The 8338-nt window shown below is 63.6% G+C and carries 9 protein-coding genes; all 9 read left to right on the top strand.

Going from position 1 to position 8338, the window contains the following annotated elements:
• Window positions 1-91: 91 nt before the first annotated feature.
• The 9 genes from ACYQ1H_RS14835 to ACYQ1H_RS14795 all read left to right on the top strand — a co-directional run bounded on the left by ACYQ1H_RS14835 (window position 92) and on the right by ACYQ1H_RS14795 (window position 8089).
• Window positions 92-994, top strand: a complete 903-nt coding sequence (locus ACYQ1H_RS14835; protein WP_460028822.1) for a D-hexose-6-phosphate mutarotase — start codon at window positions 92-94, stop codon at window positions 992-994.
• 184 nt (window positions 995-1178) lie between these two features.
• Window positions 1179-1664, top strand: a complete 486-nt coding sequence (locus ACYQ1H_RS14830) for a hypothetical protein (RefSeq protein WP_460028821.1) — start codon at window positions 1179-1181, stop codon at window positions 1662-1664.
• Window positions 1665-1687: 23 nt separating this feature from the next.
• Window positions 1688-2242 carry a GspH/FimT family pseudopilin gene (locus tag ACYQ1H_RS14825; protein WP_460028820.1) on the top strand — a complete coding sequence of 185 codons (555 nt, stop codon included), beginning with the start codon at window positions 1688-1690 and terminating at the stop codon, window positions 2240-2242.
• Complete coding sequence (locus ACYQ1H_RS14820) at window positions 2236-2661, top strand: type IV pilin protein (RefSeq protein ID WP_460028819.1); 426 nt, start codon at window positions 2236-2238, stop codon at window positions 2659-2661. Before ACYQ1H_RS14825 ends, ACYQ1H_RS14820 begins: the two co-directional genes overlap by 7 nt.
• Before the next feature lie 129 nt (window positions 2662-2790).
• Window positions 2791-3327: a type IV pilus modification protein PilV gene (gene pilV, locus ACYQ1H_RS14815; RefSeq protein ID WP_460028818.1), complete on the top strand. Its 537-nt coding sequence runs from the start codon at window positions 2791-2793 to the stop codon at window positions 3325-3327.
• A gap of 13 nt (window positions 3328-3340) precedes the next feature.
• A complete protein-coding gene (locus ACYQ1H_RS14810) occupies window positions 3341-4297 on the top strand; it encodes a PilW family protein (RefSeq protein ID WP_460028817.1) in 957 nt (318 codons plus the stop codon).
• Entirely contained in the window at window positions 4294-4812 is a 519-nt protein-coding gene (locus tag ACYQ1H_RS14805; RefSeq protein WP_460028816.1) for a pilus assembly PilX family protein, read from the top strand. Before ACYQ1H_RS14810 ends, ACYQ1H_RS14805 begins: the two co-directional genes overlap by 4 nt.
• Before the next feature lie 9 nt (window positions 4813-4821).
• Window positions 4822-7140, top strand: coding sequence for a pilus assembly protein (locus ACYQ1H_RS14800; RefSeq protein WP_460028815.1), 2319 nt, complete (start codon window positions 4822-4824; stop codon window positions 7138-7140).
• Window positions 7141-7225: 85 nt separating this feature from the next.
• Window positions 7226-8089: a pilus assembly protein gene (locus tag ACYQ1H_RS14795; RefSeq protein WP_460028814.1), complete on the top strand. Its 864-nt coding sequence runs from the start codon at window positions 7226-7228 to the stop codon at window positions 8087-8089.
• Window positions 8090-8338 lie beyond the last annotated feature (249 nt).

The following is an 8338-nucleotide window of genomic DNA, read 5'->3' as shown; positions in this document are numbered from 1 at the left end:
AGGGTTGACCAAAATTTTTGCGCCCGCCCAATGCTTGTGACCACCCGCATCGCAGCGCAGACTACGCTGAACTGTCAACGAGAGCGTCCTTATGACACAGCAATGCCTTCATCACCTGCAATCACTCCATGGGCACTTGGCCGGGATTCATGTCTTCGCCAGCGAAGACGATCTGCTCGGCATCGAGATTACCGCGTCGTGGGGTCATGCCCGCATCCTGATGCAGGGGGCACAGCTGCTTGAATGGCAACCCGAAAACCAGCCCGCTGTCGTCTGGCTCTCGTCACATGCCGCCCTGTCACCAGGAAAATCGCCACGCGGCGGTGTACCTATCTGCTGGCCCTGGTTCGGACCGCACGTGGAAATGCCGCATTGGCCCGCCCATGGCTTCGCACGCACCAGCCTATGGGATCTGTCGGCATGCGAACGACTGCCTGACGGAGCCTACCGGCTGACCTTTCAGCTGCCCCAGCACCGCTTCCCGCCTGACTGGCCACATGCCACAGACGTGACCGTCAGTCATACGCTTGGCGCCGCCGCGGAAATCGAACTGAAAACCGTCAACCGGTCCAACTCCATGCTGACCTTCAGTGAAGCCCTGCACAGCTACTTTGGTGTTGGCGATGTACGCCAGATCCATATCGAGGGGCTGGCGGGTTGCGAATATATCGACAAAGCCAACGGGAGCAGCCGCAAGCGGCAAGCGGGCAACCTCGCCCTTGCCGGCGAAACCGACCGCGTCTATATCGGCACGACCAGCAGCTGCGTGATCCACGACCCGGTCCTGAAGCGCCGCATCCTCATTGAAAAGCAGAACAGCCTGTCCACGGTAGTCTGGAACCCTTGGGACGACAAAGCCAACCAGTTGCACGATCTGGGGGCAGAGCAGGCCATGAGAATGATCTGCCTGGAAAGCGGCAACGTGGTGGACAACACCCTCCAGCTGCAACCTGGCGAGACCCACCGGCTGTCGGTGAGGTACTCCGTGCTGTAACTCGAGCCAGCTACCCTGGCACGCATGGCAATCTGATGCCGCTGGTCCACCCAGGTTTCAGCCCCGTCGCCAGTCGCGGGCTGATCACGATCGAAGTCCCTTGCGCCATAGCGCGGACGCTCGGGTTATCATCGAACCGCCACGCGGCGGTCGCCGCCTACACCCAAGACTCCCACCAGGCACCATGAATCCGCTCGACTTCAAGGCCCACCCGCTACTGCACCGTTGGATCGATTTTGTGCTGGCACCCGGCGCCCATAGCGTAACCGAAGGCCTCCTCCTGCTGGCCATCCTTCTCGGCAGCAACCTGTTGTGGGCAGCTGGCCTGCCTTGGCTGCTGCGCAAGGCGGAAAACCTGGAGCTGACGCCGGTCCAAACTTATTTATATACCTTGCCGGCCACGCTCCTGTACGCGCCACTCATGCTCACGCTCATGCAGGATGTCATCGCCCATGCCTTCGAGCTCAGGCACCGCTGGTTCTTGCTGTTTGCGTTGCTGGCCGTTTCGCAAATTCTCACCGCGTTCTATGCCTTCGCCCTGCGGCAGGATCGCGGCGCCGCGCCCATCGGCCTGGAATCCGGTCTGGCGGTATCACTGTTCCTGCTACTGGTCTCGATACCCGCCAGCCTGTTGCTGATGGGGCTGCATGCTCTGCATCCGTTCTTCTGATCCGAGCAACCAGGTGGGCTGACATGCAATCGGATCATGAGGGCTTTACCCTGATCGAACTGATGGTCACCCTCGCGGTCGCCGCGATCCTGCTGACCGTGGGAATGCCGAGCATGCGGGAATTCATCGAGCGGAACCGGGTCAGCGCCTACACCAACCTGTTGGTGGGTGCCTTGCAACTGGCGAAGAGCGAGGCCATCAAGCGCGGAAACCTGGTCATCCTGTGCAAGAGCAACGCCGCCGGCAACGGCTGCAACCCATCCGGAGCCTGGAAAGACGGTTGGCTGCTCTATGCCGACATGAACGCCGACAAGGCCTATACCCCGGGAACCGATACCCTGATACGGCGCCATGAGGCCACATCCCAGCTGTCCATCACGACCGGCAGCAAGCTTGCCTGCTGGATCGGTTTCAGCCCGAACGGCATCCCAGAGGGTGGCGGTACCGGTTGTGCAGGTCGCCTAGTGGGCAACGATACCTTCAGCATTTGCGCATCGAACCCATCCGCCACGCGGCATGGCCGCCGGGTGATCATCAACAGCACCGGGCGGATACGGACCGAGGACGCGACATGCTGAGAGCACACCAGCGAGCGGTCGTCGCCTGCGCACCGGGGAGGCCAGCAGGTTTCACCCTGATCGAGCTGATGATCACCGGGGCCATCATCGGCATTCTGGCCAGCGTCGCCTACCCCTCCTACCAGCAGTACGTCATCCGCGCCAATCGGTCCGAGGCGCAGCAATTCATGCTCGATGTCGCCAACCGCGAAGAGGAGTACCTGCTCAACAATCGCCAGTACACAAGCTCGCTCGCCGATCTGAGTCTGACTGTCCCGGCACACATCCAGTCCTTCTATAGCGGCATCACGCTCACCAAGACGGACAGTCCGCCGGCCTATACGATCACGGCTACCCCCAGGAGCGGCACGATACAGGCCAGAGATGCTGCCCTCACCCTGACCAGCCAGGGCGTCAAAACACCGGCGGACAAATGGTAGGGCGCGCGGATCTTGCCTTGACGACCAAGGGGCGACCCACCGCCCGCCCGGACGATGGCTAAAGCCGATCAGCCCGCGGTGCGCCCGACCAGCCATCGGCAAGAAGGTTTGCGGCGACAGGCCGCGCCAATGGCACCCCACGGCGCAACCTGCCCGCGCCGGCAGCGCCCCGATCGTCAGGCGGGGGTCGGGCTGATCGAGGTCCTGGTTTCCCTGCTCATCGTCGTCATCGGCCTGCTGGGGCTGGCCGCCTTGCAGGGCAAGGCCCAGAGGGCGGAGCTGGAGTCGTACCAGCGCTCGCAGGCGCTGATCCTGCTGCAAGACATGGCCGGCCGACTGCGGACCAACCGAAGCGAACGCACCAGCTACGTGACGAGCGCGTGCGCCAGCTGCGCGGGCGGGGGTACAAGCCGTGCCGCTCAGGATCTCTGCGAATGGAGCAGCCTTTTGGCCGGTGCCGGTGAAAAACTCGACGATAAGCCCGTAGGCGCGATGATGAACGGCTGCGGCTGCATCACCGGAGCAGGCAACGACTTCGTCGTTACCGTGGTCTGGCAGGGGCTGGCCGAGATCGCCATGCCCACGTCCGCCAATGACTGCGGTGACGACATACCCAACCGCCGCATCCTCAGCGTGCCGGTTCGCTTCTTCGACCCCGGCACCTAGCGCGGGCCACGTCATGATCGGCTTCCAGCCCCGTGGCCGGCTTCAGTCTCAGCAGGGACTCTCCCTGGTCGAGCTGATGATTTCGATGGTGCTGGGGCTGGCCATCGTGGCGGCCGTCGGCACCTTGTCGGTCAATGCCCTACGCAGCTATCGAGCCCTCAGTCAAGCCAGCGAGCAGATCGAGAATGGACGCTATGCCCTGAAAATCATCCGGGATGATCTTGAGCATGCGGGGTTCTGGGGCGCGTTCAACCCCGCAAACACCAACCTTCCCGCCAGCCAGCCGGATCCCTGCACGACACCCGCCCCGCCTTTCCAGAACCTGATCGACAGCTTTCCGTTTCCTGTCACCGGAACATGCACGGCCAGCCTGACCAGCAAGGTCAATGGCACGAAGGCTCTCATCCTGCTGCGTGCCGACAGCAGGGCAACACTGCCGGCCGATGTCGGCAAACCGGAAAACGCCGGCAAAACCTACCTTCAGACCACGCCCGCAGCCTACGTCATTGGCAAAGGCGCCACGGCCGCCACCTACAGCCTGCAAAAACCGGATGGCAGCACGGCAGACATCCGCCAGCTTCACGTCCGGATCTACTATATCCGCAGCTATTCCCAGACAGGGGACGGTATCCCCACCCTGATGCGCAAGGATCCCATCGACAGCGACACCAACGCCCAGGCACTGGTGGAAGGCATCGAAAACCTGCAAATCCAATACGGTATCGACAGCGATCGGGATGGCTCCCCGAACAGCTACACGGCCTCGCCGGCATCGATGGCCGATTGGTCCAATGTCATCGCGGTCAAGACCTATGTGCTGGCCCGCAGCCTGGACCCCACGCCAGGGTATACCGACACCAAAAGCTACGACCTGGGCAATCTTTCCGTCACGCCTGGCGGACCCTACCATCGTCGGGTATTCAGCCAGACCATCCGGCTGATCAATGCGAGCGGCAGGCGGGAGCCATGAAAGGGAGCCGTGGACAAGCCGGCATCGCCCTGGCCGTCACGCTGTTCATGCTGGCCCTGCTGACCCTCATCGGCGTCGCGGCGATCACCGCGAGCACCAGTCACCTCCGACTCGTCGGCAACCTCCAGGCCGCCAACGAAGCCGAGATGGCACTGCGTGCCGCCATCGAGCAAAGCGTTTGCGAGAAGGCCGGCAGTGATTGCGCGCCGGTCACCTATGACTGCAAATCCCTGAGCGTCTGCGTCAACGGACGAGGCGTGAACGTGGAAATCCGGCCCCGCTGCCTGGGTGCGGCGGGCGGGGACGAACAGGGCGGTTCGCTGTCGGCCCGGCAGGTGGTCGATACTTACTGGGATTTCGAAGGCACAGCCGTGGGCGACTCGCTGGGCGCCGGCATGACCGTGCATTGGGGTTTGAGAGTCCCGAAAGCCGGGCCCTGCCCCCGGCCGAATCCCTACGCCGCCGGCAATACACCCCCCACCTGCCCGGTGCCGGCCAACGTTACCTGTAACTGAGACACGACGATGAACCCGCGCATCACAGGATGGGCCGTCTTTTCCTGGCTGTTGCTCTCGGCCGCGACCGGGCGAGCGGAGGATATCGACCTGTTCAAGGGGGGGGGCGCACAGGATCCCTCGCCACCGAATGTGCTGATCTTCCTCGACAACACCTCGAACTGGTCAGCCAACAACCAGGCCTGGAGCAAGACCTCGGTCTCGGCCAACTGCAACAACGACGCCACCTGCCTGAACTACGTCAACCAGATCTTCGGCAACGACACGAAGCTGACCCAGGGCCAGGTGGAAGTCGCCGCCATCAAGCTGGTGCTGAACGAACTGGTCTGCAACGCCTCGACGCCAACCCGGCTGAATGTCGGATTGATGCTGCTCAAGCCCGCCAAGGGCACCTATGCCAACAATGCTGGCACCAGCATCAACAACTCGGGCGTCACCGGCTTTGTGCGTCGTGCCGTCACGTCGCTGAATGCCAGTCGCTGCCCAACGCTGCTTGGCGACCTCGACACCCTGTTCGGCAACATCACCAGTTCGGACTTCAAGGCGGACGCCAGCGCCAACTATGGCGGCGCCCTCTTCGAAGCCTTCAAATACTATGGTGGCCATGCCAGCCCCAGTGGCACATCGACGGGCACGGCGGGTACACCGGTCGGCCATGTCGGCTATGGCGCGCTGCGCTTCGGCACGCCCATCGCCATCGAGGAGACGCTGGCCTTCACCGACCCCGACACCAGACTCAGCTACCGCAGCCCCATCACCTCGCCGACCGCGAACACCTGCGGTGGCAAGAACTACGTCCTGCTGGTGGGCAACGGCTACCCCAACGCCGACGACACCAGTCTGCTGAGCGGGCTCGGCTACAGCTACCTCGCGGCACAGTTCCCGCTGGCCGCCAGTGGACGCATCAGCGATGTCTGGGCCCGGTTCCTGGCCACCACGGACGTCAGCCCCATCAGCGGGCAACAGACGGTTCAGACCTATGTCATGAACATCTACAATGCCAGTCCGGATCCTGACCAGACCACCCTCCTGAAGTCGATCGCGCGCAACGGCAACGGTACCTATTACGAAATCGGCGGCAACCTGGGCGGCCTGATCGATTCGTTCCGCAATTTCTTCATCTCCATCAATGCCGCCAACCAGGCGTTCGCACCGGCCACCCTGCCCATGGGGCTTTCCGCCGGCGGACTGGACCTGAATCAGGTCTATCTCGGGATGTTCCGACCGGACAAGAATCCCCGCTGGTTCGGCAACCTCAAGCTGTATCAGCTGGCCCTGTACGGAACGAACGACAACGGAACGCCGGACAATGCCGGCGATGACCGGCCCAACCTGTACCTGACCGACAGCAGCAACCAGACGCCGCCGCGGAAGGTCCAGAGCGGCACCGGCTTCCTAGCGGACGACGCCGTCAGTTTCTGGACGCAACCCTCGACCTTCTGGAATTTCCGCTGCGGCCCAAGCAGTTCCACCGGCGATCCCCTGTTGTGCGGTACGCCAATCTCGGGTTCGGATGTACCGGATGGCGCCGTGGTGGAAAAAGGCGGCGCGGGACAGAAACTGCGCCTGGAATTCACGGCGGACGCCTCGAACTCGAACCGCAAGCTCTACACGGACAGCAACGGCAGCCTGATCACCGTCACCAGCGGCAATGTGACGGCCGGCCAGCTGGGCGTCGGCACAAGCAGCGAGCGCGACAACCTGGTGAACTGGTACCGGGGCGTCGACAATATCGGCGAGAACCCGTCCACCAGCAACGGCCCCCGCCCATCCCTCACCGGAGATGTCCTGCACTCGGAACCGGTTGCCGTGAACTATGGCAATGCCGGCGGTGGCTGCTCGGGGGCCGCCACGGGCGACATCGTGGTGTTCTATGCCGGCAACGACGGCCTGCTGCGCGCGCTGAACGGCGGCACGACCGGAGGCACCGAACTCTGGGCTTACGTCCCGTCCGATTTCCTTGCCAGCATCAAACGTCTGCGCGACAACGCCCCAGCCGTCACCTTTCCCGCACCGGTCCCGGCCGGCGCCTTCAACAGACCCTATCGGATCGATGGCAATCTGAGCGTCTATGCCCCCGATGCCAACGGCGACTGCGTGCCGGACAAGGTCTGGCTGTTCGTCAGCCTGCGCCGCGGGGGGCGCTTCATCGCCGCGCTGGACGTAACCGACCGCAACAGCCCCCGGCTAATCTGGAAGCGCGCCAGCACCGATGCCGGCTTCAGCGAACTGGGACAGACCTGGTCGAAGCTGAAGCCCATCATGCTGAAGCCGGCGGCAGCGGGGGGGGGCCGACCGGCTGGCCCTGATCTTCGGCGCCGGCTATGACCCGAATACCGAAGACCGCCCGTTCGATACCGGCGCCGGCAGCTATGGCAACCCGGTCAGCGGCAGCCGCAACATGGGGCGCGGGGTGTTCGTCGTCACACTCGGCGCCAGCGGTCAGATCGACAGCACCAGATTCTTCAGCGGCGGCAGCTACAGCTTCCCCTCGGATATCGCCGTCGTCACCGACATCAACACCGGATATGCCGAGCGGGCCTATGTCGGCGACACCGGCGGCAACCTCTGGCGCATCAGCTTCAAGGACCCGACCACCTCGGCCATCACGGGGGATGCCAACCTGTGGTCGATGGTTCAGATCGCCTCGCTGGGCGGTACGGGCAATCATGCGCGGAAATTCCTCTATCCGCCGGATGTGGCCCGCTGCGGCAACCAGGATGTCATCCTGATCGGCTCCGGCAATCGGGAGGAGCCTTTCGACCGGCTGATCGCCAACCGTTTCTATCAGGTGCAGGATGTCGCCACGGGCATCGTCACCACCAGCGAGCTGACCGATGTCACGACCGTGGGCACCGCCCCGAACCCCGACCAGAAAGGCTGGTACATCAACCTGGCCACCGGCGAGAAGACCGTCGGCAGTGCGGTCACGCAGTCGGGCACCACCTACTTCCCCACCCACGAGGCCGCCAGCAACGCTGGCGGCGAGTGCAACACCTCGCTGGGCACCGCGCGGCTCTATGGCATCAGCTGCGCTACCGGGGGACCGTCGGTCTATGCGCCCGATGCCTCGGGTCAGGCAACCTCGCGCTACGAGGTGATACCGGGCGGCGGTTTCCCGCCCTCGCCGACCACGACCGTGGTCAGGCTCACGGACAGCAAGACGGGCGAAACCAAGACGGTCGAGGCGGTACTGTCGGGCTCCCACGTGGGCGGCGGCAAGCAGGTGGCCACCCACCGGCGTTTCACCTACTGGTACCGGGAAGGGCTCGACTAGCCACCAGGCGGCGACATGTCGCGACTCCCTCCGCACCGCGGCAAGTTTTCCGGCAAACCGGCGGAACCTTCACCCCTGCCATCCTGTCCTAGCGCGCGTTGCCGGTTAAACTAACCGCGCAACATCAACAAGCAACAACCAAGCGTTTTGGAGGTCAACATGGCTGCAATCAGTGCAGGCAACATCGCCGCGGCGGACAAGCCGCTGCTCGACAAGAAGTGGCTCGCCTTTGCTTTCGGTGTCTACTTC

The sequence above is a fragment of the Methyloparacoccus murrellii genome, from assembly GCF_054657115.1.
Note: the sequence above shows the minus strand (reverse complement) of the source record. Positions and strands in the feature narration are given on the sequence as shown.